This window comes from Mycobacterium malmoense (assembly GCF_019645855.1).
Lineage (GTDB): Bacteria > Actinomycetota > Actinomycetes > Mycobacteriales > Mycobacteriaceae > Mycobacterium > Mycobacterium malmoense.
Genome location: NZ_CP080999.1, coordinates 3857896 through 3882540 on the forward strand (window position 1 = coordinate 3857896; position 24645 = coordinate 3882540).

22 protein-coding genes are annotated in these 24645 nt (G+C 66.7%); 12 read left to right on the forward strand and 10 right to left on the reverse strand.

Annotated elements, in window-relative coordinates; all coding sequences use genetic code 11:
• Nucleotides 1-394: 394 nt before the first annotated feature.
• On the reverse strand, nt 395-1693 hold the full coding sequence (locus tag K3U93_RS17695; RefSeq protein ID WP_083011171.1) for a hypothetical protein: 1299 nt from the start codon (nt 1691-1693) through the stop codon (nt 395-397).
• A gap of 57 nt (nt 1694-1750) precedes the next feature.
• The gene (locus K3U93_RS25285; RefSeq protein ID WP_176220005.1) at nt 1751-3247 is read right to left on the reverse strand and encodes a PGRS repeat-containing protein; all 1497 of its coding nucleotides are present in this window, start codon (nt 3245-3247) and stop codon (nt 1751-1753) included.
• A 239-nt stretch (nt 3248-3486) separates the two neighbouring features.
• On the opposite strand from K3U93_RS25285, the gene K3U93_RS17705 reads away from it, so the two are divergent.
• Both K3U93_RS17705 and K3U93_RS17710 read left to right on the forward strand, forming a co-directional pair.
• Nucleotides 3487-3810 (forward strand): hypothetical protein, encoded by a 324-nt coding sequence (locus tag K3U93_RS17705; RefSeq protein WP_083011170.1) that lies wholly within the window; start codon nt 3487-3489, stop codon nt 3808-3810.
• A 66-nt stretch (nt 3811-3876) separates the two neighbouring features.
• Nucleotides 3877-4434 (forward strand): hypothetical protein, encoded by a 558-nt coding sequence (locus tag K3U93_RS17710; protein WP_139797050.1) that lies wholly within the window; start codon nt 3877-3879, stop codon nt 4432-4434.
• Nucleotides 4435-4811: 377 nt separating this feature from the next.
• On the opposite strand, the gene K3U93_RS17715 is transcribed toward K3U93_RS17710, so the two are convergent.
• Nucleotides 4812-5690 carry an LLM class flavin-dependent oxidoreductase gene (locus tag K3U93_RS17715; RefSeq protein WP_083011169.1) on the reverse strand — a complete coding sequence of 293 codons (879 nt, stop codon included), beginning with the start codon at nt 5688-5690 and terminating at the stop codon, nt 4812-4814.
• Between the two features lie 69 nt (nt 5691-5759).
• On the opposite strand from K3U93_RS17715, the gene K3U93_RS17720 reads away from it, so the two are divergent.
• Together K3U93_RS17720 and K3U93_RS17725 are read left to right on the forward strand one after the other, a co-directional pair.
• Nucleotides 5760-6173, forward strand: coding sequence for a VOC family protein (locus tag K3U93_RS17720; protein ID WP_083011168.1), 414 nt, complete (start codon nt 5760-5762; stop codon nt 6171-6173).
• Between the two features lie 92 nt (nt 6174-6265).
• Entirely contained in the window at nt 6266-6655 is a 390-nt protein-coding gene (locus tag K3U93_RS17725; RefSeq protein ID WP_083011167.1) for a VOC family protein, read from the forward strand.
• Here the strand turns inward: K3U93_RS17725 and K3U93_RS17730 are convergent.
• The 3 genes from K3U93_RS17730 to cysD are packed head-to-tail and all read right to left on the reverse strand — an operon-like array spanning nt 6652 to nt 10026.
• Nucleotides 6652-7137: an Rrf2 family transcriptional regulator gene (locus K3U93_RS17730; RefSeq protein WP_071509251.1), complete on the reverse strand. Its 486-nt coding sequence runs from the start codon at nt 7135-7137 to the stop codon at nt 6652-6654. The genes K3U93_RS17725 and K3U93_RS17730 overlap by 4 nt on opposite strands.
• Before the next feature lie 43 nt (nt 7138-7180).
• Nucleotides 7181-9034 carry an adenylyl-sulfate kinase gene (cysC, locus tag K3U93_RS17735; RefSeq protein ID WP_083011166.1) on the reverse strand — a complete coding sequence of 618 codons (1854 nt, stop codon included), beginning with the start codon at nt 9032-9034 and terminating at the stop codon, nt 7181-7183.
• Entirely contained in the window at nt 9034-10026 is a 993-nt protein-coding gene (gene cysD, locus K3U93_RS17740; RefSeq protein WP_139797049.1) for a sulfate adenylyltransferase subunit CysD, read from the reverse strand. The genes cysC and cysD overlap by 1 nt, the downstream gene beginning before the upstream one ends.
• A gap of 125 nt (nt 10027-10151) precedes the next feature.
• Between cysD and K3U93_RS17745 the strand changes: the two genes are divergently transcribed.
• Nucleotides 10152-10571: a PaaI family thioesterase gene (locus tag K3U93_RS17745; protein ID WP_083011198.1), complete on the forward strand. Its 420-nt coding sequence runs from the start codon at nt 10152-10154 to the stop codon at nt 10569-10571.
• 4 nt (nt 10572-10575) lie between these two features.
• Here the strand turns inward: K3U93_RS17745 and K3U93_RS17750 are convergent, their stop codons facing one another.
• Entirely contained in the window at nt 10576-11067 is a 492-nt protein-coding gene (locus K3U93_RS17750; RefSeq protein ID WP_083011197.1) for a beta-class carbonic anhydrase, read from the reverse strand.
• 204 nt (nt 11068-11271) lie between these two features.
• On the opposite strand from K3U93_RS17750, the gene K3U93_RS17755 reads away from it, so the two are divergent.
• The 4 genes from K3U93_RS17755 (at nt 11272) to K3U93_RS17770 (ending at nt 16757) form a co-directional block, all read left to right on the forward strand.
• Nucleotides 11272-12249, forward strand: a complete 978-nt coding sequence (locus K3U93_RS17755; protein ID WP_083011164.1) for an ABC transporter permease — start codon at nt 11272-11274, stop codon at nt 12247-12249.
• 44 nt (nt 12250-12293) lie between these two features.
• The gene (locus K3U93_RS17760) at nt 12294-13154 is read left to right on the forward strand and encodes an ABC transporter permease (protein WP_139797064.1); all 861 of its coding nucleotides are present in this window, start codon (nt 12294-12296) and stop codon (nt 13152-13154) included.
• Complete coding sequence (locus K3U93_RS17765; protein ID WP_083011163.1) at nt 13151-14989, forward strand: dipeptide ABC transporter ATP-binding protein; 1839 nt, start codon at nt 13151-13153, stop codon at nt 14987-14989. Before K3U93_RS17760 ends, K3U93_RS17765 begins: the two co-directional genes overlap by 4 nt.
• A 79-nt stretch (nt 14990-15068) precedes the next feature.
• Nucleotides 15069-16757: an ABC transporter family substrate-binding protein gene (locus tag K3U93_RS17770; RefSeq protein ID WP_071509196.1), complete on the forward strand. Its 1689-nt coding sequence runs from the start codon at nt 15069-15071 to the stop codon at nt 16755-16757.
• 80 nt (nt 16758-16837) lie between these two features.
• On the opposite strand, the gene K3U93_RS17775 is transcribed toward K3U93_RS17770, so the two are convergent.
• The 3 genes from K3U93_RS17775 to K3U93_RS17785 form a co-directional block, all read right to left on the reverse strand.
• The gene (locus K3U93_RS17775; protein ID WP_071509195.1) at nt 16838-18079 is read right to left on the reverse strand and encodes an alpha/beta hydrolase; all 1242 of its coding nucleotides are present in this window, start codon (nt 18077-18079) and stop codon (nt 16838-16840) included.
• Nucleotides 18080-18140: 61 nt separating this feature from the next.
• Entirely contained in the window at nt 18141-20780 is a 2640-nt protein-coding gene (locus K3U93_RS17780) for an AAA family ATPase (protein ID WP_071509194.1), read from the reverse strand.
• Nucleotides 20777-21916: a metallophosphoesterase family protein gene (locus K3U93_RS17785; RefSeq protein ID WP_071509193.1), complete on the reverse strand. Its 1140-nt coding sequence runs from the start codon at nt 21914-21916 to the stop codon at nt 20777-20779. The genes K3U93_RS17780 and K3U93_RS17785 overlap by 4 nt, the downstream gene beginning before the upstream one ends.
• Nucleotides 21917-22543: 627 nt before the next feature.
• On the opposite strand from K3U93_RS17785, the gene K3U93_RS17790 reads away from it, so the two are divergent.
• The 3 genes from K3U93_RS17790 to K3U93_RS17800 all read left to right on the forward strand — a co-directional run bounded on the left by K3U93_RS17790 (nt 22544) and on the right by K3U93_RS17800 (nt 24639).
• Nucleotides 22544-23308, forward strand: a complete 765-nt coding sequence (locus tag K3U93_RS17790; RefSeq protein WP_338156877.1) for an AraC family transcriptional regulator — start codon at nt 22544-22546, stop codon at nt 23306-23308.
• A 10-nt stretch (nt 23309-23318) separates the two neighbouring features.
• On the forward strand, nt 23319-23741 hold the full coding sequence (locus K3U93_RS17795; protein ID WP_139797047.1) for an ester cyclase: 423 nt from the start codon (nt 23319-23321) through the stop codon (nt 23739-23741).
• 424 nt (nt 23742-24165) lie between these two features.
• Complete coding sequence (locus K3U93_RS17800) at nt 24166-24639, forward strand: SixA phosphatase family protein (protein ID WP_083011195.1); 474 nt, start codon at nt 24166-24168, stop codon at nt 24637-24639.
• Nucleotides 24640-24645 lie beyond the last annotated feature (6 nt).

Sequence of the window (24645 nt, forward strand, 5' to 3'; positions counted from 1 at the left end):
ACGCGCCACAGCAGCACCCGCGCACCCATCGCGACCGCCCAACGCCGCAGTGGCGGCTTCCTCCTCACCCAATTTGCGCTGACACCGGCCTTTCGGCAGTACCAGGCCCGACATGTCGACATTGCTGCTCGACACGTCCGCTACACCAGATCCAACGCAGACCAGGCACACAGACCAGACCAACACTTACGTGCGGTAATACCCTCTGGCAGTGAAGAATTGACGCCACAACACCACGCCGGCGCCGCCGACCAAATCCGCATCATTGAAGTACCTCCAACACCCAGCCGCAGTCGGCGACACCGAACCGGCCGCTGACACACACCACAGCGAAAGCGAAAGGGACCAATTACCGCGACCCGTCACCTGCTCTGGCGGCAGGCCTTACCGGGACTCACAATGCAGACAGAATGTGCAGCGCCAGCGTCGAGAGGTCGACGGACAGCGTCGTCGCCAACGATCCCGCGATGTTCGCCCCCAACGACGAACCCAGCGACCCCGCAACATCCGCCGCCAACGACGAACCCAGCGACCCCGCGATGTTGGTCACCGCCGCCGGGTCGAATGCACTAAGCACACCGGCTGACAAGCCGGACAGCCCGGCTTCCGGCGCCAGCCCAGCGAAGCCACCGACGCTGGCAGCGCTGGTTAGATCGCTGATATTGAACAGGTCCACGCCCGCGTACGTCCTGATGGTGTTAATCAAGCTATCGACCGCGTATGCCGGCGAGGGCCAACCATTGAAAATTTGGTTGACCAACGCCGGGAGTCCGATGGCGAGGCTGCCGCCTTGCGAGACCGGTTGTGCGCCGGGCGCGACGATGTCCTTCGTCAGCGTCGGCAGGATGGTGTCCAGTATGCCGTAGACCGTACCGATATCCCCCGTAACTGTGGGGTTGCTGAGCAAGCCGTAGGCCCCCTCAGTCCCCTGCGCTCCGCCGTTGAGGAAGTAGTTCGTTACGAGACCCGGGAAATTGAGAGCGTTGGTAAACACCGCCGGCCAGTCCCCGGCGGCGTACGCGTCGTAAATATTTTGAAAACCCTGACCCATTCCAGCAAGCGTTGCGCTAGGGAGCCCGGCAAGGGCCACTTCGCCAAAATAGGTGAGACCGGGGCCCGTGAGGTAACTGTACCCGGCGGCGAGGTTGGTCAGCGCGTATCCCGGAATCGCCAAGATGCCTTCGAGAGGTTGCAAAACAGAAAGCTGGACGCTGAAAAGCGCACTGGAAATATTGTTGAATGCGCCAATGAAATTACCCGACTGCAGATTGGTGAACATGTTGGCCGTTAGCGTCGGCCAGCTCAAACCGCCGCTCCCCAAGAAGACTTCCACACTGCCGTTGGCGGCATTCTGATACGCGCCGACGTAGTCGCTGACGTATTGGGTCCAGTTTGCGGCGACCTGCTGCAGTGCTGGTGCGGCGGGAAGGTTTAGCCATTGGTTGTACAGCACGTCCGCGCTTTGATTGGCCGTTTGTAATAAGTCCATCCAGGTCTGGATGGGGTTGACGACGCCGGGGTCGACGGTGCCGCTGCTGAGTAATTGCACAGCGTGGTGCTCGATGTTGGCGGTGCCGCGCTGCAGGTCGGATGCGATGTCGTTGGTGATCGTCGGTGTGAGGGCGATCAGGCTGGCGCCTAGTGCCGCGGCGCTCGCGGTGACTAAGGGCCGCAGGGCTGTGAGCTGTTGCATGTGCTGAGTTCCTTTGCTGGTCTGTGATCCGGATGTTGGTAAACGAGGTCTGTGGAATTAGCCGGTCGGCGTGATGCCGGCCGTGCCGTTTTGGCCGAGGAACCCACTAAGGCCACCGAGGCCGCCGGCGGCGGCGTATAAACCAGCACTAGAGTTGAAATAACCTGTACCGCCATTACCGCCATTGCCCCCGCTGCCGGTTAATAGTCCGCCGTAGCCGCCGTTGCCCCCGGCTCCCCCCTTACCGTTAAGAGCCGCGTTGCTCTGGGCTCCGGCAGCGCCGGCGCCTCCCTGGCCGAACAGCAAACCACCGTTCCCGCCGGTACCGCCGGCACCACCGCTGCCGGTGTATGTGGCTGCCCCGAGCGGGCCGTAGTTGCCTCCGGCGCCACCGTTGCCACCTTGGCCGAACAGCCAGCCGGCCTTCCCACCGGCACCACCGGCACCACCGGAACCACTGGTGTGGCCCTTGGCGTCAAGACCGATACCACCAGCACCGCCAGCACCACCGTTGCCGCCGTCACCGATCAGCAAGCCGCCGTTACCGCCCACACCACCGAGGCCACCTTTGTAACCCGCCCTGCTAGTGGCAGGCCCGACGCCGCCGACTCCGCCGACTCCGCCGTTCCCCATGAGCAAGCCGCCGTTGCCGCCGGCACCACCGACACCACCGTTACCACCCGTGACGCCTGCTGCTCCGGCCCCGCCGGCGCCACCGTTGCCGATCAAGCCGGCGGCCCCGCCGGCAAATCCGGTGGTGTGGCTGGCTGTTCCGGCCGCACCGGTGCCGCCATCGCCGAATAAGAATCCGCCGTCTTGGAGGTTGCCAACGAACCCGGTTTGGCCGATCAGCGTGGTGTTGGGGCCATTGAACCCGTTGACGCCGTTGCCGATCAGATCGCGCCCGAACAAGTAGACGAAGGGCCCATTGATCACTCCGTCGAATTCCTGACCGTTCGGGCTGCCAATCCACGACTGGCCGGCGGTGTAAATCGCGTTATAGATGCCCTCGGACGCTTGATAACCGAGTTGGTTGAATTCAGCAACGGGGTTCACGCCAGAGACGGCAGCAGGTACACCGCCGACGTTGAGGGCAGCGGCCGCGCTGGCGTGCATGCTTTCCAGGGCCGCATTTAGTCCATTTAGTCCGCCGGCGTTGAAGGCGGCGGCGGAGGCGTTAATGCTGTTGGTAATGCCTGCGAGGGCGCCCGAATTAACGCCTTCGAAGGCGGCGGCGCTGGCGTTGAGGCTATTAGTAACGCCGTCGAGGGCACCGGTTTGAAGGCCCGCGAGCGCACCTGCGCCGAGGCCGTCGATCGCGGCGGTGCCCGCAGCGGCGGCCGTGCTGGCGGCGCCCGCGAGGGGTTGGATGATGGGGTCGATGATCATGTCGAGCACCCCGGCGCGAGCCGGGGGCGCGGCGATCATGGGGGTCATCGCGGCGGTCAGGAAAGCGCCGGCAGCCGTGCCCAAGCCGACCGCACGGCCGCGACGGTGCGCTTTCGCTTTGAGCGATCGGCGATTTCGCCTCATGCTGTGCTGCTTACGCTTCATCTGAGCGCCTTTCTGTCATGACCGATAAAACGATGTGTCAGAGCCGTACTTAAAGAAGGAACTGGGGGGTGGCGACTTTCGATCTGGTTCATCGTGTGTTCTGGATAACGACAGAAGTGAAGATACTTAAGAATTATGTTGAGCTGATCGTGCAATAACATGGGCGATTAACGGTGATGATAGGAATTTCGCAGCAAAAAACCCACCCCGAAATGACCCAGAAATTATTATTATTCTGAATGCTTACGGCCGCCGCAGCACCCCACGACCTGGCGGCACTGCTGCCCAGTTGGCAACTGGCCATGCACGCCGACCGCAAAGCGTCTTACACCATCGACTCCTACCTGCGCGGCGCCCGCCACTACCTCACCTGGCGTGCGGTCGAACCCAACGGACACCCCTACACCAGACCCACCGTGCAATGCTGGACCATCCACCTGCTGGACTTCGGCGCCCAACCCGCAAGCACCGAAGCCCGACGCCTAGGACAGGCGGCCTATGAAACAGACCGCTCAGGTCGCGGCCGAGGAAAATCAGGCTTGACCTGTGGATTTCTTCTTTAGGGAGCGTGCCGAAAAGTCTGCACGAGGTTCGGCTCGCGGGGCGCCGTGGTGGCCACAGTGCGCACGGTGAAGACCGGTTCGGGGGCGACTGTGGTGCAGATCGTGCGGTCCTTGCGGCGGGGTCACGCCGGCGTCCAGCGCTGCCTGTCTGTGATCGCTGAAACTGCTGTCCGCCAAGCATTATCAGCGGTGCTGCTCGATGTATCCATCGGTCGTGTACGTGTTGTGTCAGCAAATGATCGCTGGGGTCTGTTGCCTTTCGCGCGTTTGTCCCTGATGACGCATGGCCACCACGACCTGTCGGATACGCACTTTGCGAAGTGGGTCACAGCAAATTCAGAAATTCGCGGTACGCCGTGTCGAACAACCCATGTAGCAATGGGTGCAGCTATCTTGAGCGCCGAGTGGGCGCGGTTCCCACTTGCTACTGGTGGGTACTTTCAAACTGAACTATCAGGGCGCCGGATGCATGTTGCTGACATGCGATCACAGCGCCACTACCAGCTATCTTTCGACTTCGCAAAGATTGCTCGACGACGCGTTCCCGAAGCGATCGGCTCATGCTCATCGAAAGTCCTGCGAGCTCAGGTTCTTCTTAAGTATGTCCAGTTCGTCGGCCTGTAAGGACCGGCCTCCACCGTGAACCACCCAACCCAGCTCTCCCCAATATCGAACAACGCGGCAGGCTCCACTCAAGGACAATCGAAACCCAGGAACAAAGCTCGCCCCGATATTGGGCCGTAGTGCGTCAGGACACATACAAGTCAGCGCTGGATGCGCATTGCCCGGGCAGTCCTTCGCTGCGACAAAGCCAGGAGAGCAACGGCGGTAAAAGCACAACCGCGCAATAACCACTCGCACCGGTAACACTCCGGGCTCCACTCGCCCATTCGGGTGACATCGGGCATGGCGTGAGTACGTTATCTCGGGCAATTTCGCTTGCGGCACAACGGTTTAAGCACGAAATTCGCGGCCCGTGCCAGCGCCGAGCGTCGACCGGCCTAAAGCCGGCCGGCCACGTCGGCCGCGCGGCGCAGCTGGTCTAGATCCGAACTCGTCGGGATGAGCTGGACCTCGTCGGTGCCGATCCCTTCGAACTTCCGCAGCACCGCCAGCAGCTCGTCCTCGCCGCCGGCCCAGCCGGTCATCGGCGCCATCGCGTCGACGTATTCGGCCGGTATCCAGTTCATGTAGCGCCGCAGGTGGCGATGCACCTGGGCGCGGGCCCGCTCGGGCGACCCGAACGCGAACCAGAACGACGTCGCCAGATGGGGTTTGGGCTTGCCGGCCTGCGCCCACGCCTCCCGCGCCACGTCGAACAGCTCGTTTTGCTTGGCGACGTCGAGGTCCAACGTAGTGCCGGCCAGACCGTCGGCCCAGGCCGCGGCGCTGCGGATGGTCTTGGGGCCGATGCTGCCGACGAACACGGGCGGACCGCCGGGCTGGACCGGGGCCGGCCCGACCGGCAGCACCGACTCGGTGATCTTTTCCCCGGCCCACACCCGTTTCATGACCGCGACGCGTTCGGCCATGCCGCGCATGGTCTGGGTCGACGGGTCGGCGCCCACGGCGTGGTAGTCCTCGTGCCTGCCGCCCACGCCGATGCCCACGGTCAGCCGCCCGCCACACAGCATGTCCCCGGTTGCCAACGCCTTGGCCAGCATGACGGGGTCGTGCAACTGTGGCACGATCACGGTCGTCAGCAACCGCACCCGATGGGTCCAGGCAGCCAGCGCGCCGAGCAGCGTCACGTTGTCCGGGTTCTCGAACGCGATGCGCTCGCCCCAGCACAGCGACGAGAACGGGCCCTCGTCGATCGCGCGCGCCCAGTTCTCCAAGACCGTCGCATCCAAGTCCGGCTCCATCACCGGCATGGTCATTGCTATCCGCACGACGGCGATTCTGGCACGGGAGTCAACATCCGGTCCCTGCAGTGGCAGCATGGCCAGATGGGTTTGACCAGTACCTCCATCGCGCATGTCCGGCTGACGGTCACCGATATAGAGCGATCCCGGCGGTTCTACGAGAGCGTGTTCGGTTGGCCGGTGTTGCTGGAGGTTCCCGAGAATGCCGACGAGGCAACGCGCAACCAGTTGAGTTTCCTGTTCGGCGGTGTCGTCTACGACCTCGGCGGCACGCTGCTGGGGCTGCGTCCGGTCGCCACGGACCGCTTCGACGAGGATCGCGCCGGTCTTGACCACATCGCGTTCCGGCTCGTCAGCAAGGCCGAATTGGACGCCGCGGCCGCGCATCTGGACGAGCTCGGCGTCCAGCACGAGCCGATCAAAGACATTGGGCCGTCATACATCCTGGAGTTCCGCGACCCGGACAACATCGCCCTGGAACTGACGTCGCCGAAGTAGGCCCGGCCTTGGCGCGAGCGTGCGCAGAATGACAGCCCGCACGGCGTGTCACCGTACAAACACGCACGCTCGCGGAGGGGTAAAGAGGAACTATGACGATTAGTTTCAACCACACCATCGTCGCCGCGCGCGACAAGCGGGAGTCGGCGGAATTCCTCGCCGAGCTGTTCGGCCTGCCCAGCCCGAAGTCGTTCGGCCGCTTCATGGTTGTCGAACTCGAGCACGGCGTCAACCTCGATTACGCCGACGCCCCCGAGGGCGAGGAAATCCGGCGGCAGCACTACGCATTTCTGGTTTCCGAAGACGATTTCGACGCGATCTACGGCAAGATCGACTCGCGTGGGTTGACGCACTGGGCGGACCCTCGTCAGGAGCGGCCAGGCGAGATCAACCACAACCACGGCGGGCGCGGCGTGTACTTTCTGGACCCGTCCGGGCACGCCATGGAAATCCTCACTCAGCCCTACGGCTCCGGCGGCTAATCACCGCCGCGCGGTGAGCCATGCCGTACGCGTTCTTGATCCCGATAGTCGTCGGCGAGTTGCGCGACGTGCTTCGGCAGGGCGCCGGCCGCCACGTCGGCCAGAGTCGTTTCCTCCAGCACCGAGCGCATGCTGGCCCGCAGCGCCCGCCAGACGTCGGCCAACGGCGCGGTCGGCCCGGAATAGGGCAGGTCGCCGAGCCCGATATCGCGGACGCTGGCCAGCGGTCCGTCGATGCAGCGCAGCACGTCGGCGATGCTGATCTCGTTTCCGGGACGGGCCAGTTCGTAGCCGCCTTCGCGACCGCGATGGCTGCGCACCAGGCGATCGGTGCGCAGGTTGGTGAGGATGTCGACGAGAAATTGCGGGGGTATGCCCTGAGCCTGGGCCAAGTCTTCGGTCTTCACCAGCGCGCCAGTGGTGACCGCGGCGAGCTGGACCATCGCCCGCACCGCGTATTCCGCCTTGGCTGACATGCGCACCATGAGGATTTTGCCACCCGAGCTCCGAGCGACGCCGGGCGCGCTAGGAGCGCGACTCGAGCAGGTCGATGATGCTCTGCGCCTGCTCGTCAAGTGTGCGGTCCAGAGTAAGCCGCAAATCCGGATTCTTCGGCCGCTGATACGGGCTGTCGATGCCGGTGAAGTGTGTGATCTCACCCGCGCGCGCTTTCGCGTACAGCCCCTTGGGATCACGCTTCTCGCATTCCGCGAGCGGGGTGTCGCAGAACACCTCGACGAAGTCGAAGCCGGCGTCCGCGTGCACCTTGCGGGCCATCGCGCGGTGCTCGTCCAGCGGGCTGATCGCCGGCACCAGCACGATCTGGCCGGAGTCGGCCAGCAGCGTCGCCACGTGCGCCAGCCGGCGCAGGTTCTCCGCGCGGTCCGCCATCGAAAAACCCAGGTCGGCGTTCAGGCCGTGTCGCAGGTTGTCGCCGTCGAGAACATAAGCGGGAACACCCTTTTCGAGCAGCTTCTGCTCGACCAGCATGGCCACCGACGACTTGCCGGCGCCCGACAGGCCGGTGAGCCACACCGTCCTACCCTGGGCCGCCCTGTCCGCGGCGGTAACCAATGACTTGTGCCGCACGGTGTTCGGGCTGGCCGCCTGCGCCGACACGTCACGCAACACCATGCCCGCCGCCACCGTGCCGTTGGTGTCCGGGTCGATGAGGATGAACGAGCCGGTGCTGGCGTTGCGCGTGTACTCGTCGAGCAGCAGGGGCACCTGGGTGCGCAGCGAGATGCGGCCAAGCTCGTTGAGCTTCAACGCCGTTGCGGTCTTGTCGCGATGCAGGGTGTTGACGTCGAGCCGGTAGTCCAGCGCGGTGATCCGCGCGCGCGTGGTCCGGGTGGTGTGCTTGATGACGTAGTCGCGGCCAGGCTCCAGTGACGAATTGTCGTCCATCCAGCAGACGGTCGCGTCGAATTGCTGAGCGATCCTGGGCTGGTTGTTGGTGCGGGCGATCATGTCGCCGCGCGAGATGTCGATCTGGTCGGCGAGGCTCACCGACACCGCCATCGGCGGAAACGCTTCCGCCACAGGACCATTCGTCCCCTCAATCGCGGCGATCCGGGTCGTCTTGCCGATCGGCAGCACCACCACTTCGTCGCCGGGACGCATCACCCCGCTGGCCACGGTGCCGGCGTAGCTGCGGTGGTCCTGATGCTCGCGGGTGTGCGGCCGGATCACGTACTGGACCGGAAACCGCACGTCGACCAGGTTGCGGTCACCGGCGATATAGACCTCCTCGAGGTGCGACAGCAGCGCCGGTCCCTCATACCACGGCGCCTTGTCCGACTTGGTCACCACGTTGTCGCCGTGCAGCGCGGAAATCGGAATGGTGGCCACGTCCTGCACGTCCAGGCGCGCGGCGAAGGCATGGAATTCGTCGCGGATCGACTCGAATGTCTCTTTGTCCCAGTCGATCAGGTCCATCTTGTTGACCGCGAGCACGATGTGCTGGATGCCCAGCAGCGACGCCAGGAAGGCGTGCCGGCGCGACTGCTCCAGCAGGCCGTGCCGCGCGTCGACGAGCACGATCACCAGCTGGGCGGTCGACGCGCCGGTCACCATGTTGCGGGTGTACTGAATGTGGCCCGGGGTGTCGGCGATGATGAATTTCCGCTTGGGCGTGGCGAAGTAGCGGTAGGCGACGTCGATGGTGATGCCCTGTTCGCGTTCGGCCCGCAGGCCGTCGGTGACCAGCGCCAGGTCGGTGTAGTCGTGGCCGCGCTCCTTGGACGTGCGCTCCACCGACGCCCACTGGTCTTCCATGACGGCCTTGGAGTCGTAGAGCAGGCGCCCGATCAGGGTGGACTTGCCGTCATCGACGGAACCCGCTGTTGCGAGCCGCAATAGCGTAGCGGACACAGTCATCAGAAGTAGCCCTGCCGTTTGCGGTCTTCCATCCCGGCCTCCGAGATCCGGTCGTCGGCTCTGGTCGCTCCCCGCTCGGTCAACCGGGACACCGCGGTCTCGGCGATGACTTCCGACACGGTCGCGGCCTGCGATTCCACGCATCCGGTGCAGGTGACGTCCCCGACCGTGCGGAAACGCACCGTCGCCTCGAACACCGGCTCGTCGGCGCGCGGCTGCATGTGCCGGTGCACGGCCAACAACATGCCGTCGCGGCGAAACACCTTGCGGCGGTGGGCGAAATAGATCGGCGGCAGCTTGACCTTCTCCGCGCCGATGTAGGACCAGATGTCGAATTCGGTCCAGTTCGACAGCGGGAAGACGCGGATGTGCTCGCCCTTGTGGTGCCGGCCGTTGTAGAGGTTCCACAGCTCCGGCCGCTGGGCCTTCGGGTCCCACTGGCCGAACTCGTCGCGGAAGCTGAACACCCGCTCCTTGGCGCGCGCCTTCTCCTCGTCGCGTCGCGCCCCCCCGAACGCGGCGTCGAACTTGTTCTCCCGGATGGCGCGCAGCAGCGTCACGGTCTGTATCGGATTGCGCGACGGGATGGTCTCGACGGCCCGGCCGGCGTCGATGTCGTCCTGCACCGACGCCACGACCAACCGCACCCCGGACTCGGCGACCAGCTCGTCGCGGGTGGCGATCACCTCGTCGAAGTTGTGGCCGGTGTCGACGTGCATCACCGGGAACGGCAGCCGCCCCGGGCGAAACGCCTTGAGCGCCAGGTGCAGCATGACGATGGAGTCCTTGCCGCCCGAGAACAACAGCACCGGCCGCTCGAACTCCGCGGCCACCTCCCGGATGATGTGGATCGCCTCGGCCTCCAGCGAGCGCAGGTGGCTCAGTTCGTACTGGCCGGCCGCGGGGCCAGCCTTCACAACGGCGGTCATCGCGTCCCTCGTCGTATTCCTGATAAATCTGGTAGAACTGACCATATTTATGGTCATTGCCACCTATGGAACCAGCCGACCTCGCCGGTGTCAATCATCGGTGGCGCAACCACCGAACATCGGACGCATCACGCCAGGAGCGGCGGCGGCCCCTTCCCGGCGGCCGGCCGGTGCGAAAGCATGGACGCATGACCACCGAAGTGCAGAGCGGCCGCGACGTCATCGCGGAGTTCCTCCCCCAATCGCCGTTCGTCGCGAAACTGGGAATCGTCGCCGATCAGCTGCGCGACGACGAAGTCCGGTTGCGGCTGCCGTGGGACCCGTCCAATGTCACGATTGGCGACATGGTCCACGGCGGCGCCATTGCCACCCTGGCCGACCTGACCGTCATGGCAGCGGCGTGGTGCGGCGCGGACGCGCCCCCGGAACTGCGGGGTGTGACGGTGTCCATGGCGCTCGACTTCATCGCGCCGGCCCGGGCCAGCGACGTGATCGGGGTGGGCCGGGTGCTGCGGCGCGGCCGGTCGCTGGTCAACTGCGAGGCAGAGATCGTCGACCCGGAGGGCAGGCTGATCGCCAAAGCGATCGCCACCTACAAGGTCGGCTAGCGGGCTAGACGGTGACTTCTTCGAGCTTGCCGGTGGCGACGTCGAAGACGAAGCCGCGCAGCGACACGTGCTTGGTGACGAACGGGCTGTTGGCGATCCGGCGCAGCGACTGCTGGACGTCCTCCTCGATGTTGGGGAATGACTCGGCCGCCCATGGCGGTTTGACGCCGGTCTCCTCCTGGATTGCGCGCTTGAAGTCGTCGTCGGTGAAGGTGAGCATCCCGCAGTCGGAGTGGTGAATCAGGATGATCTCCTGGGTCCCCAGCAGCCGTTGACTGATGGCCAGCGAGCGGATGACGTCGTCGGTGACCACCCCGCCCGCATTGCGGATGACGTGCGCTTCCCCGTCGTTGAGGCCGAGGATGCGGTAGACGTCGAGCCGGGCGTCCATGCACGCGACGACGGCGACGTGTTTGCTCGGCGGCATCGGGAGTGGGCCCTTGAAGGTGCTCGCGTATTCGGTGTTGTGGGCCAGGTAGTCGTCGGTAACGGTCACGCACGCCTCCTCCGGGTATCGCGGCACCAATTTGCTGGGTAGATCGGCGCCGCGCTGCATCTTAATCGTCCGGCCACCGGTACTCACGCATGAAAATCAGCCGGATCACAAGGGGCGGTCGGCGCAGCCGCGGCAGCGCCATCCGGCCGGTTCAGGTTCGGCTCGCTAACCTGTCCCAATGCGGCACGGGCGGGTCGGTCGGGCATGATTCGCTTTCTGGCGCGCCGGTTGCTCAACTACCTCGTGCTGCTGGCGCTGGCGTCGTTTTTGACGTACTGCCTGACTTCGTTGGCCTTCTCGCCACTGGACAGCCTGTTGCAGCGCAGTCCACGCCCCCCGCAGGCCGTCATCGACGCCAAGGCCCACGCCCTCGGCCTGGACAAGCCGATCCCGATCCGCTACGCGCACTGGGCCTCCCACGTCGTTCGCGGCGACTTCGGGACGACAATCACCGGCCAGCCCGTCGCCACCACGCTCTGGCGCCGCGTCGGAGTCAGCTTGCGGCTACTGGTCATTGGCTCGGTGGCCGGCACCGTGCTGGGCATCGCGGCCGGGGCATGGGGCGCCATCCGGCAGTACCGGCTCAGCGACCGCGTCGTCACCATGGTGGCGTTGCTCCTGCTGAGCACCCCGTCGTTCGTCATCGCCAACCTGTTGATCCTTGGCGCCCTGCGGGTGAACTGGGCCGTTGGCATCCACTTTTTCGACTACACCGGGGAGACGTCACCGGGCGTGGTCGGTGGCGCCGGGGCGCAGCTGCTGGACCGGTTGCGGCACTTGATCCTGCCGACGCTGACCCTGACGCTGATCGCCGCCGCCGGATACAGCCGATATCAACGCAACGCCATGCTCGACGTGCTCGGGCAGGATTTCATTCGCACCGCCCGCGCCAAAGGGCTCACCCGCCGGCGCGCGCTGCTCAAACACGGGCTGCGCACCGCACTGATACCGTTGGCCACGCTGTTCGCCTACGGGGTGGCCGGGCTGGTCACCGGGGCGGTATTCGTCGAGAAGATCTTCGGCTGGCACGGCATGGGCGAATGGCTGGTGCAGGGTATCGCGACCCAGGACACCAACATCATCGCGGCGATCACGCTGTTCTCCGGCACGGCGGTGTTGACGGCCGGCCTGCTCTCCGATGTCCTCTACGCGGCGCTTGATCCGAGGGTCCGGGTGTCATGACCCGCACCGAAACCGCTGCCGCCCAAGGGATATCCGGCTCGGAAGTGGTGGGCTTCACCTCACGCCGCACGCTGGTGCTGCGCCGGTTCGCGCGCAATCGGCTCGCGGTGGCGTCGCTGACGCTGCTGGTGCTGCTGTTCGTCGGCTGTTACACGCTGCCCTCGCTGCTGCCCTATTCGTATGACGACCTTGATTTCAACGCGCTGCTGCAGCCGCCGAACATCCACCATTGGCTGGGCACCAACGCGCTGGGTCAAGATTTGTTGGCGCAAATCCTGCGGGGAATGCAGAAGTCGATGCTGATAGGCGTCTGCGTCGCGGTCATCTCCACCGGCATCGCCGCCACCGTCGGGTCCGTCGCCGGCTACTTTGGCGGCTGGCGGGACCGCGCGTTGATGTGGCTGGTCGACCTGCTGTTGGTGGTACCCAGCTTCATCCTGATCGCCATCGTCACACCGCGAACCAAGAACTCGGCCAACATCTTGCTGCTGGTGCTGCTGCTGGCCGGCTTCGGCTGGATGATCAGCTCACGCATGGTCCGCGGCATGACCATGAGCCTGCGTGAGCGCGAATTCATCCGCGCGGCAAGATATATGGGCGTCTCCAGCCGCCGGATCATCGTCGGCCACGTGGTGCCCAACGTGGCGTCCATCCTGATCATCGACGCCGCCCTCAACGTCGCCTCGGCCATCCTGGCCGAAACCGGCCTGAGCTTCCTCGGTTTCGGCATCCAGCCGCCCGATGTGTCACTGGGCACCCTGATCGCCAACGGCACCCAGTCCGCGACCACCTTCCCGTGGGTGTTCCTGTTTCCGGCCGGGGTCTTGGTGCTGATCCTGGTGTGCGCCAACCTGACCGGCGACGGGCTGCGCGACGCGCTCGACCCCGGGAGCGGCGCTCGATGAGCCCGCTGCTCGAAGTGACCGATCTGGCCGTCGCCTTTCCCACCGACGGCCAACCGGTGACCGCGGTGCGTGGCATCAGCTATCGCATCGGCGCCGGGGAGGTCGTGGCGATGGTCGGCGAATCGGGATCGGGCAAATCCGTGGCGGCGATGGCGGTGGTGGGCTTGCTGCCGGAGTACGCGAAAGTGCGCGGCTCGGTCCGGTTGCACGACACCGAGTTGCTGGGGCTCAACGACGACGCGATGTCGCGGTTCCGCGGCAAGGCGGTCGGCATGGTGTTCCAGGACCCGATGTCCGCGCTGACGCCCGTCTACACCGTCGGCGACCAGATCGCCGAGGCGATCGAAGTCCACCAGCCGCGCGTCGGCAGGAAGGCCGCCCGCCGGCGCGCGGTGGAACTGCTCGAGCTGGTGGGCGTTGCGCGGCCGGAGCGGCGGGCCCGCGCGTTTCCGCATGAGCTCTCCGGTGGCGAACGGCAACGGGTGGTGATCGCGATCGCGATCGCCAACGATCCAGACCTGTTGATCTGCGACGAGCCCACCACCGCGCTGGATGTCACCGTGCAGGCGCAGATCCTCGAGGTGCTCAAGACCGCGCGCGACGTCACCGGCGCGGGGGTGCTCATCATCACCCACGACCTCGGGGTGGTCGCCGAGTTCGCCGACCGGGCGCTGGTGATGTACGCCGGCCGGATCGTCGAGTTCGCCGGCGTGCACGACCTTTACCGCGATCGCCAGATGCCCTACACCGTGGGGCTGTTGGGCTCGGTTCCCCGGTTGGACGCCGCGCAGGGCACCCGGCTGGTGCCCATTCCCGGCGCTCCCCCGTCGTTGGTCGGCCTGGACCCGGGATGCCCGTTCGCGCCGCGCTGCCCCCTGGTCATCGATGAATGCCGTTCCGAGGAACCGAAATTGGTTGAGGTCGGGGCCGAGCACCGGGCGGCCTGCATCCGCACCGACCAGGTCGACGGGCGCAGCGCCGCCGACATCTACGGGGTCAACACCGACACCCACGCGGCGGCGCCCGGCGACTCGCCGGTCGTGGTGCGGGTGCGTGACCTGGTCAAGACCTACCGGCTGACCAAGGGCGTCGTGTTCCGCCGCGCCGTCGGCGAGGTCCGCGCGGTCGACGGCGTCAGTTTCGAGTTGCGGCAGGGGCACACCCTGGGAATCGTCGGTGAGTCGGGTTCGGGCAAGTCGACCACCCTGCACGAGATCCTGGAACTGGCTGCGCCGCAATCGGGATCGATCGAGGTGCTCGGCACCGATGTCGCCACCCTGAGCCGGGCGAGCCGGCGATCGCTGCGACGCGACATCCAGGTCGTGTTCCAGGACCCGGTGGCGTCCCTGGACCCGCGGCTGCCCGTCTTCGAGTTGCTCGCCGAACCGTTGCGGGCCAACGGGTTTAGCAAGAGCGGCACGAACGCGCGGGTCGCCGAGCTGCTCGACATCGTGGGATTGCGGCACGCGGACGCCAGCCGCTACCCCGCCGAGTTCTCCGGCGGGCAGAAGCAGCGCATCGGTATCGCGCGGGCGCTGGCGTTGGAGCCCAAAATTCTCGCCCTCGACGAACCGGTGTCCGCGCTCGACGTGTCCATCCAGGCCGGGATCATCAACCTGTTGCTCGACCTGCAGGAGCGGTTCGGCTTCTCGTATCTTTTTGTGTCCCACGATCTTTCCGTGGTCAAACACCTCGCCCACCAGGTGGTCGTGATGTATGCCGGCACCATCGTGGAGCGGGGCGATAGCCAGGAGGTCTTCGCCAATCCGCAACACGAGTACACGCGGCGGCTGCTGGCCGCGGTGCCGAAACCGGATCCGGGCGATCGTGGCTAGCGGCATACGGCGCCGAGCCCGCGCTCACGGCGTCGAGTCTGCGCTCACGGCGCTGTTCCGCGGCCAATCCCGACGCTGGATGCAGACTCGATTGCAAAATGCGTTGAGCCACACGGGGATTCTGCTGCTGGTGGCCGGTGTGGCGCTTACCGGCTGCTCGCCGGCCATCAACCTGACGCCGCCGACCGGCAGCAACGCCCGGATCGGCACCACCAGCGACATCAACCCGCAGGATCCCGCCACGCTGCGGGACGGCGGCAATCTGCGGCTGGCGCTCAGCGACTTTCCGCCGAACTTCAACATTCTGAACATCGACGGCAACTCGGCGGAGGTTGCCGCCATGATGAAGGCCACCTTGCCGCGGGCGTTCGTCATCGGACCGGACGGCTCGACGACCGTCGACACCGACTACTTCACCAGCGTCGAACTCACCGGGACCGCACCTCAAGTGGTCACGTACACCATCAATCCCAAGGCCGTGTGGTCCGACGGCACGCCGATCACCTGGCGCGACATCGCCAGCCAAATCCACGCCACCAGCGGCGCCGACAATACCTTCGAGATCGCCGGACCCAACGGCGCCGACCGCGTCGCTTCGGTGACCCGCGGTGTCGACGATCGGCAGGCCATCGTGACATTCGCCAAGCCGTACGCCGAGTGGCGCGGCATGTTCGCCGGCAACGGCATGCTGCTGCCCGCCAGCATGACCGCCACGCCCGCGGCGTTCAACAAGGGCCAGCTCGACGGGCCCGGCCCGTCGGCGGGTCCGTTCGTCGTCTCCTCGCTGGACCGGACCACGCAGCGAATCGTGTTGACCCGCAACCCGAAATGGTGGGGGAAGCGGCCGCGCCTGGACACCATCACCTACCTGGTGCTCGATGACGCCGCGCGGCTGCCGGCGCTGCAGAACAACACGATCGACGCGACCGGAATCGGTACGGTGGACCAGCTGGCCATCGCGCAGCGCACCAAGGGCATCTCGATCCGCCGCGCCCCCGCCCCCAGCTGGTCCCACTTCACGTTCAACGGCGCCCCCGGGTCGATCCTGGCCGACAAGGCGCTGCGGATTGCCGTGTCCAAGGGCATCGACCGTCAGACCATCGCCAAGGTCGTCCAGTACGGACTCACCAGTGACCCGGTGGCGCTGAACAACCACATCTACGTCGCCGGGCAGAAGGGCTACCAGGACAACAGTGCGGCCGTCCCCTACGACCCGGCCGAGGCGAGACGGGAGCTCGACGCCCTGGGCTGGAAGCTCAATGGCCAGTTCCGGGAGAAGGACGGTCGCCAGCTGGTCATCCGCGACCTGTTCTACGACGCGCAGGGCAGCCGGGTGTTCGCCCAGATCGCCCAGCACAGTCTCGCCCAGATCGGGGTCAAGCTCGAGCTGGTGGCCCGGGCCGGCAGCGGCTTCTTCACCAACTACGTCAACGTCGGGGCCTTCGACATCGCGCAGTTCGGCTGGCTCGGCGACGCGTTCCCCCTGTCGGCGCTGACCCAGATCTACCAGTCCGACGGCGCGAGCAACTTCGGCAAGATCGGCAGCCCGGAGATCGACGCGGCGATCGAGCGGACGCTCGAAGAGCTCGATCCCGGCAAGGCGCAGGCGTTGGCCAACGACCTCGACAAGCTCATCTGGGCCGAGGGATTCAGCCTGCCGCTCACCCAGTCTCCCGGTGACGTCGCGGTGCGTAGCACGCTGGCCAATTTCGGCGCTGCCGGTCTCGCCGACCTGAACTACACCGCGATCGGGTTCATGCGGACCTGACCGGCGTATCGCCCGTGTTGCCCGCGTTGCCCGCGAGCGTAACGCCACTGCGAAATAGCAGCGGGCGTTTCGCGGTGGCGTTACGCTCGGCGAACCAGCGGCGCAACCGCCGGCAGGGCGCCCTCGGCGATGGCCGCCAATTCGACCGCCTTCCACAGCACGCGCAGCGCGGGGCGCGCCGGGAGCGCGTCCAGCGCCGGCCCTTGACCGGTGAGCGAGTAGAATTCGCCGCGGCATACCGCGCCGGCGATGGCCAGGGCGGCGGGCTCACGAAAGTCCAGCGCGCTATGCGCCATGGTGGGCAGTTTCAACAGCACCACATTCGGGATTAGCGACGCCACACGCTCGGCCACCGCCGGCGGAGTGGTGAGATCGCGGCCACCGGAAACCACCACCGTCGGCCACGTGAATTTCGGCATCTCGGCCACCAGATCATACGGCTCGGCCTCGAAAGCGTCAGTGTCGCTTACTATTTCACGTATCGCCGCGGCGGGATCGAGCGGTAGACCGTCGGGTTCGGACGCATAGTCGAGTTCGCGGAATGCGATGCGGCGCACCAGATCGATTTCGTAGCGGAACGGCACCTTGCGGTTGACCACGGAGGTGAGCCGGGACAGCGCCCGCCACAACATCGTTCGGCCACTGAGCAACAGGTCGAGTTGCCGATTCAGCAGCCGCGCCCCACCGTAGCCGTATATGGTCGCGGCGACCTCCCCCGCCGACGCCGTCATCACCCCGGCGTCGACGAGCTTGCGAACCTTGGACGCCAGTGCGGCGGTTTCCGGAGTATCGCCGTCGAACAGCAGCCCACGGATGGCGTCGCGCACGATCACGATGTCGTACCGTGACAGCAGCGGGGAATCGAGGATCATCGTCCGCACCCGGCCGGGATGGCGGACGCCGACTCCGGCGGCGATATAGGTGCCGTACGACGTGCCGTAGACGACGGCCGAGTCCACGTGGGCGTCGTCGAGCACCGCGGCCACGTCGTCGACGACCTGGTTCACGGTGAGCGCCTCCGGGGGCAGGTCGGCGCCCGAGTCGTCGTGGCGCGACATTCCCACCCCGCGGTGCTCGATCATGATGACGTCGAGGCCGGCGGCGGCGGCCCGGCGCCGCAGTCCCTTGTACATCTGCACCGACGCCACTCCCGGGCCCCCCGGGATGATCACCAGCGGGTGGGCGGACTTGCGCCCGCTGCGCACGTAGTACAGGTCGAACTCCTCGGCATTGCCCGGTGAGATCGGCCGGCGTACCGGCCGCACGCCGGGCAATGCCGCCAGCTTTTCCTGCGCGCGGCGCCGTTTGTCGCTCATCGTCATCGGTGTCGGCCCGCCATGGCTCCATTCTGCCGAGAAGCGTGACGATCGCTCGGCGGCGTCGTTAAACGTTGAGGTCGATGCGGTGCGCGCCCTTGACGCCGTCGTAACGATGCGGACTGCACGTCAGCACGATCACCTGCCCGTGCGCCCCCACAGTGTCGAACACCTCCCCCATCTTGGCCAGCCGGTCGGGATCGGTGAAACCCAGCGCGTCGTCGACTACCACTGGGACGCTGTCCTCCTTGGCGACCAGGGCGGCGCCGGCCAGCCGCGCCAGGATGCCGAGTTGCTCCTTGGCCCCACCGGATAAGGATTCGTACGGCACCGTGACGCCGTCCAGGGTTCGGCCGCGGATGCACAGGTCGCTGTCGATGTCGATCTCGAACGTGGGCCCGAACACCGGGCGGCCGAGCCGTTGCAGCTCGGCGCGGTAGGGCTCGACGTAGCGCTGCCTGGTGGTGTCGCGGTGGCGCGTCATCACCGAGCGCAGCAGTTGCGCGGCCCGTGCCCGGCTGCCGACCCGGGCGTGCTCGCTGGCGGCGTGCTCACGTTGCGTCTCCGCCGCGTCCAGCTTGCCCTGGCGACCTTCGCCGCCGAAGACCGAAAGTTCGATGGTGATCTCGCGCAACGCGCGGGCGGCGTCTTCGTAGCGATCGCGCAGCGACTCGGCTTCCTCTATGGCGGCGGCCAATTCGGCGGTCACCACTTCCGGCTCCGCGGCCGCCAGCTCGTCGGCCAGCTCGGCGACCCGCCGCTCGGCGGTTTGTGCCGCCCGCGCCGCCGTGTCCGCCGACGCCGCCAGGTCCTCGTCTCCGACCGACGCCCGCTCCCGGGCCAGCCGGTCGGTGGCTGCGTCCAGCTCGGCGCGTTGGGTCTCGAACGTGTTGTGCAGAATCGTTGCGCTCGTGGATGTTTCGGCGAGCTTCGCGGCCGCGGCAGAGGCGACCGTGCGACGCGCCTCGCATTCGACGGTCGCGGCCGCGCGGGCGACCTCCGCCGCATCGAGTTCGGCGCGGGCGGCGGCGATGTCCGTCGCAACCAGGTCGGGTTCGGCCGGCTGACATGCGCGCAGCTGCGCCAGCCGCGAGCGCAGTTGTTCGATCTGTTCATCCCCGCACAGGCCGGCCAGGGTGGCGCTCAACTGGTCGCGGCCGGCCTGCAGTTCGCGGCGACGCTGGCCGGCGGATCGTGCGGCCGCAGGGTCGACCACATCGGCGGCTCTCAACGCGGCCGCCAATTCTTCTTGTGCCACAGAATATTTGACTTGGATGTCGAGCGTGGTCGCTCCGGGGGTGACCCGCGCGGTCAGGACACCGGGCACCTCGACGGTGGTGGGGCCGGTCGCCGTGATCGACCAGGTTTGGCCCGCCGACAACGACACCCGCTCGTCGGCGGCGACGAGCTCGATGTCGGCGGCCGCGGTGAATTCCATCGCCGCGGACATCAACGCCAACTGGCCGCCGATGCGATCGACCGCGGCCGCGGCGTTCTCGATGCGCCGCAGCAACTCCTCGGTGATGGTGGCCACTGGAGGCTCGGAAAGCTCCGCGCAGATCCGGTCGCGGTCCCGCTGGATGGCGTCGATTTTGGTCAGCCGGGCGCTCAGCCGGTCGGCCTCCTCGCGGGCGGCGAGCCGATCGACGGCACGGCGGGCGGATTCGGCGCGCCGCTGCAGGTAGGTCAGGAGCTGGTTGGCTTCCTCGACCGCGGCGGCCGAGGCCTCGGCGGCGGCGCGCGCCGTCGCCCGCGCTTCGGCGGCTTCTTGCGCTTTGGCCTCGGCGGCGGCGACAGTCGCGGTGCGCGTGTCGATTTCGGCGAGCAACCGCAACCGCTCGTCGTGGGCGGCGGCCGCCGCGGCGTTGGTCGCCGCGGCGGCGGCGGCGACCAGCTTGGCCTCACGCGTTTGGTTGGTGAGTTCGGCGATCCTGTCGGCGGCCGTGCGCGCCGCGGCCAGCCGAGGGCCGGCAGCGATCCGCTGTTGCGACAGCTCGGCCACCAGCTCGGTCAGGACGGCGTGGCGACGCACCCGGTCGTCGACCTCGGCGACCGCCGCCGCGCATTCGGCGACCGCGGCCTCGGCGTCGGCCAGCCGGGAGATCGCGGCGACCCACTCGCCGGTGGGGCGTCCGGTGGGGGTGAAGTAGCGCGCACACTCGGCGTCGATCCGCTCGATGAGCAACGGCTCGGAGCCGGACAGCGCCGCGTCGGTGGCGGAATGGTCGGCCGCGACGTCGAGCGCGCGCGACAGCGCGTCGCAACCGGACAGATCCACCGCCGCGGTCGACGATGCCTGCAGCACCCGCTGGGCGCGCCACAGATCGTTGTCCACCGTCTCGGCCATCATCGTCGCGACCCGTTCGTGAGCCTCGTCGCCGGTCAGCTGTTCGCGGCGCGGCGCCAGCACCGTCAACTCCGTCTCGCGTTTCTTGTGAAATCGCTTGCGATAGATGAAATGGTAAGGGCCGCAGCTGATTTCGGCGCTAACCTCGGAGCCGACGTCGCTGTTGGTCGGCTTGACCTGCTTGACTTCTTTCTTCGTGGAACGGTCCCGGGATTCCAGCAGCAGGTCCAAGGCCTCGATCATCGACGACTTGCCGACCTCGTTGGCACCACACACCACCACCACGCCGTGGTCGGGAAACTCGATCTCCCGGTGCGCGATGCCGCGGTAGTTCGTCAGGACCAGCCGGTGCAGCCTCATGCGGCCCCCCGATCGGCGAGCCGCAGCAACAGCGCCAGCGCCGCCTGCGCATCGACGGCGGACTCCGCGTCGCCCTCGCGTGCCGTTGCCACCAGCTCCTCGACGGCCGCGGCGGCGAACCCGCCGATGCCAAGATCGGTGAACTCGCCGTCGGCGGGTATGACGGCCAGGTCGGTGTGGCGTTCCCACAGGCCCAGCCAGGCGAACAACCGGGCGTACCTGTCCAGGCAGGCATCCAGTGCGGCGCGGTCGGTGACCGTCAACGAACCGGCCAGCGCCAACCGCACCACGGTGCGGTCCTTCCCGGTCATCTGATCCAGGTTCATGTCGAGGTCGGTGATGTCGCGGCTGGTGTCGACTTGACGGTGCAGGGTGACGAAACGCCAGCGACCGACATCCCGGGGCTCCACGGTAACGGTGCTTTCGTCGACGTCGACAACTAGGACGTGACCGGGGTCCGATTCGACGTCGTCGAAGTTGGTGACTTCCGGTGAGCCGGAGTACCAGATCCGCCCGCTGCCGCCGATCCGGGTGAGCGAATGCTTATCCCCCAGTGCCACATAGTGGATTGCGCCGCGGGCCAGCGCGTCATCGAGCTTGGCGAGCCGGATCAGCGAGGGCTTGTCACGATCGGGGTCGAGCGCGTCGACGCCGCCGTGGGCGACGAGGATCCGGGTGGCGGGGCCGGGGGTCAGGCCTTCGAGGACCTCGGCGACCAGGTCGGTGGTCGGTGCCTTGGACCGCCACGGCGCGGCGACGATCTCCAGCCCGGGCCGAACCCGATGGACGCCGGCCCGGTCGAGCACGGTGACGTTGTCCGGGCGTTCGGCGGTGAACAGCGCGCTGGTGTACACCGAGGACGCGTCGAGCGGATCGTGGTTGCCCGGCAGCAAGTAGACGGGAATTCCGATGGCGCGCATGGCTTCCAGCGACTGCCCGATCACCTGCGGGGCGAGCTGGTTGTGTTCGAAGACGTCACCGGCCACCACGACGAACTCGGCACCCACCTCGGCCGCCAGCGCCCCCAGACCGGCCACAGCGTCGCGGCGGGCCGCCGAATACCGTGGCTGCGCGTCGCCGGCAAGGAAGTGCCGGGTCATGCCGAGCTGCCAGTCGGCGGTGTGCAGGAATCGCATCCCGGCGACCCCCTTTCTGGTTGCGTAGCTGTCGGGGCACCGCGAGTTTAGGACTGGACACCGACAACTCTGGGGACGCGCACCGGCATGGGGTGTGGCCCGCGTACGGTGATCGCGATTCGGGCTTGAGCTCTACGGGAGCATGTCGGGCAGAAACCTTCGGTTGAAGGTCGGACCTGCTCTTATAGGAAGAAGCGTGGGCTGCGGCGCGCCCGCATTGATTGCGGCGTGTCGCCCCCGTAAATTGGTGGTGCACGCCCGGCAGGATCGCATTCACCCCAGGGCACGCGCCATCGCTCGCGGCGGTGATCACGCCGGCGTGTCGGACCCTTCGCCGAGCCTGTAAGTATGCAGCGAAAGTGCGAGTAGCGGCCTGCAAAATTACAGGCTCGGTGATCGGCGTGCGAGACCTGCCGCAACTCGAACAGCGGAATCACCCTGTTGGTCTTGGATTGATACTCCGCGAAGCCCGGCGCCGCGACTGCGATTGATGGAGCCGAAGCTGCCGGAACCCTTCGCCACCGGCGGGCGGCAGACCTACATGCGGCGGTCGACGATGACAAGATGAAGGCTTCCGCCGTTGGTTGATGCCCACTGAACGACCGTCAGCACGCATATGGTGATGGCGTGTACCGGGAGTTTCGGCCCGATCGACGGCTCGCGCCGTTGGTCGAATGCGGCTGGGTTCGGTCCGGCCCGGCGAGCCGACCTTTGCGTGTGATGCCGGACGGGTGCGTCGACCTGTTCGTCAGCTCTGGGGGCCACGTCATGATCGCGGGTCCCGCCACCACTTTCTACGACCTGCCGCCGGGCAAGGGATGCGTGCTCGCCGGTCTTCGATTGCGGCCGGGCGCGGCGGGCGCCTTCGTCGGGCCGCCCGTCAGCGAGTTCACCGACCGCCGGGTTCTCCTCGATTCGACCTTCGGTGTCCGCGGCCGCCTCATGGCCGAGATGGTCCTTGCCGCAACGACTCCCAGTCAACGCGTGGCGGCGCTGGAAACCCTGCTGACCGGCTACCTCGCCGGCGCCGAACCGTTGGTCGATACCGCCGTCACCCGGGCGATAGGGATAATGCGGCGACACCCGGGCCGGCCGGTATCGAGCCTGGCCGTCGCCGTCGACCTCAGCGAACGACAGCTGCGCCGCCGGTTTGAGACCGCTGTCGGCTACGGCCCCAAGCGGTTTGGCCGAATCCTTCGATTCCAGCGTCTGCTGGACTTGATCCATACCCGCGGCGCCCGAGCGCGTTGGGCGGAGTTGGCGATCGAAGCCAACTACGCCGACCAGCCGCACATGATCAATGAATGCCTGGCGCTGGCGGGGGCGTCACCCATCGCGCTCCCGGGCGGTATGTCCGTTTCATCCAATACCACCCCCGGTGATACCCCTTAACCTTTGCCGAATGACGAACCCGAAAGCCGTTGCGCTCGAGTCCTTCCGGCTGATCGAGACCGGAGACGAGGAGCTTGCCCAACGAATCATCGCACCCGGCTACGTGAACCAGGAAGCCGACGACGACCCGGACGATGTCGAACGCCGGCTCCTCGGCCCCGCGGGATTCCTGGCCACCAGCCGATGGCTGCGCGACGCGTTCTCCGATCTGCGGTTCGAGCTGCAGGAGACCGCGGCCGAGGACGAGACAGTGATTGCCGCGGCCACCATGACCGGCGAGCACACCGGAGTGTTCAACGGCATCGAACCCACCGGCAAGCGGATCAACCACAAACAGGTGCACATCTTCACGGTCGCCGGCGGCCAGATCACCCATCACCGCGCCGTCCGTGACGACCTGGGCTTGCTGCTCCAACTGGGCTGGCGCCCCTGAGGCACTGCCAGCCTGGTATCCGCTATATGCGCCGACTCGCGCTGCACTGACGGGCTGCAGCTTGCCGATTTGGTGGCTGGCGCTGTGGCGCACCAGCGGCGCTCGGATTCTTCGGCAAACTCTCATAAGGGGCGAGTCGCGGCAGCATTTGGGGTCGTTTCGTTCGCGACCGACCAGCGCACGAAAAAAGTAAACGTGCTGACTCATGGAAGTCGGCGCACCTCGTCACACGCTGCCGTGGGTGAAAACCCCAGCGCCTTAGCTCGTTTGTTGGAACCCAATCGAACCACTTCCTACATAGCACCGCTTCGGGAGGCGTTCGGCACACGCACCCAGAAACTCCTCCGCCACGACGAGTGGTAGCAGCTTTGGCACCGCGACGATTAGCGTGGATCGGGTGAGTGATCGGCGCACCCTGCTGCTGATGCGGCACGCGAAGTCGGCGTACCCTCCTGGCGTCGCCGACCATGACCGGCCGTTGGCGCCGCGTGGCATCAAGGAAGCCGGGCTGGCCGGGGACTGGCTGCGCGCCAACGCGCCCACCATCGACGCCGTGCTGTGCTCGACCGCGACCCGCGCCCGGGAGACCTTGGCCAAAACCGGCATCGACGCACCGGTGCGCTACGTCGAGCGGCTCTACGACACCACCCCCGGCATCATGATCGAGGAGATCAACAAGGTACCCGACGACGTCACGACCCTGCTCGTCGTCGGCCACGAGCCGACGACGTCCGCGTTGGCGCTCACCCTGGCCGACGAGGATACGGATACCGCTGTCGCGGAACGCATTTCGGCGAAATTCCCCACATCGGCGATCGCGATACTGGCCGTGCCCGGCGCCTGGGCGGACCTGGAACCCGGCCAGGCCGCACTGGTCGGCCTCCAAGTCCCACGCTGACCACAC

What these genes read in the sequence shown, in the direction of transcription:
- K3U93_RS17695 (WP_083011171.1), bottom strand. Translation starts at nt 1,693, where the DNA reads ATGCAACAGCTCACAGCCCTGCGGCCCTTAGTCACCGCGAGCGCCGCG.
- K3U93_RS25285 (WP_176220005.1), bottom strand. Translation starts at nt 3,247, where the DNA reads ATGAAGCGTAAGCAGCACAGCATGAGGCGAAATCGCCGATCGCTCAAA.
- K3U93_RS17705 (WP_083011170.1), top strand. Translation starts at nt 3,487, where the DNA reads ATGCTTACGGCCGCCGCAGCACCCCACGACCTGGCGGCACTGCTGCCC.
- K3U93_RS17715 (WP_083011169.1), bottom strand. Translation starts at nt 5,690, where the DNA reads ATGACCATGCCGGTGATGGAGCCGGACTTGGATGCGACGGTCTTGGAG.
- K3U93_RS17720 (WP_083011168.1), top strand. Translation starts at nt 5,760, where the DNA reads ATGGGTTTGACCAGTACCTCCATCGCGCATGTCCGGCTGACGGTCACC.
- K3U93_RS17725 (WP_083011167.1), top strand. Translation starts at nt 6,266, where the DNA reads ATGACGATTAGTTTCAACCACACCATCGTCGCCGCGCGCGACAAGCGG.
- cysC (WP_083011166.1), bottom strand. Translation starts at nt 9,034, where the DNA reads ATGACTGTGTCCGCTACGCTATTGCGGCTCGCAACAGCGGGTTCCGTC.
- K3U93_RS17745 (WP_083011198.1), top strand. Translation starts at nt 10,152, where the DNA reads ATGACCACCGAAGTGCAGAGCGGCCGCGACGTCATCGCGGAGTTCCTC.
- K3U93_RS17755 (WP_083011164.1), top strand. Translation starts at nt 11,272, where the DNA reads ATGATTCGCTTTCTGGCGCGCCGGTTGCTCAACTACCTCGTGCTGCTG.
- K3U93_RS17765 (WP_083011163.1), top strand. Translation starts at nt 13,151, where the DNA reads ATGAGCCCGCTGCTCGAAGTGACCGATCTGGCCGTCGCCTTTCCCACC.
- K3U93_RS17770 (WP_071509196.1), top strand. Translation starts at nt 15,069, where the DNA reads ATGCAGACTCGATTGCAAAATGCGTTGAGCCACACGGGGATTCTGCTG.
- K3U93_RS17775 (WP_071509195.1), bottom strand. Translation starts at nt 18,079, where the DNA reads ATGACGATGAGCGACAAACGGCGCCGCGCGCAGGAAAAGCTGGCGGCA.
- K3U93_RS17780 (WP_071509194.1), bottom strand. Translation starts at nt 20,780, where the DNA reads ATGAGGCTGCACCGGCTGGTCCTGACGAACTACCGCGGCATCGCGCAC.
- K3U93_RS17785 (WP_071509193.1), bottom strand. Translation starts at nt 21,916, where the DNA reads ATGCGATTCCTGCACACCGCCGACTGGCAGCTCGGCATGACCCGGCAC.
- K3U93_RS17795 (WP_139797047.1), top strand. Translation starts at nt 23,319, where the DNA reads ATGACGAACCCGAAAGCCGTTGCGCTCGAGTCCTTCCGGCTGATCGAG.
- K3U93_RS17800 (WP_083011195.1), top strand. Translation starts at nt 24,166, where the DNA reads ATGCGGCACGCGAAGTCGGCGTACCCTCCTGGCGTCGCCGACCATGAC.